A 258-nucleotide genomic window follows, 5' to 3' on the forward strand; every position below is an offset into this window, starting at 1 on the left:
ATATGATCGTGGGGGTGGATGAGGATATGATCTATCAAAAACCTGCAGCCTCTTCACCAGGACCTTCAAATAAAATTAATTTTTTTGATGCCAAGGCTTAATTTCAGGCATTGATTAAGGAGAGAACACATGGTATCTACATTTCACGGGATTGAAACTGCGAAACGTAGCCTTTTTGCACAAATGGCCGGAATGAATACAACTGGACACAATATTGCTAATGCAAGTACCCCAGGATATTCACGCCAAGTAGTAGGT

General features: G+C 40.7%; 1 protein-coding gene. It reads left to right on the top strand.

The features are described from left to right. Nucleotides 1-129 precede the first annotated feature (129 nt). On the top strand, nt 130-258 hold a 129-nt coding region (locus ACSNOG_RS33575; protein WP_436756448.1), incomplete at its 3' end, for a flagellar basal body protein.

The organism is Streptomyces sp. URMC 124 (assembly GCF_051386455.1).
In the GTDB taxonomy this organism is placed as follows: domain Bacteria; phylum Actinomycetota; class Actinomycetes; order Streptomycetales; family Streptomycetaceae; genus Streptomyces.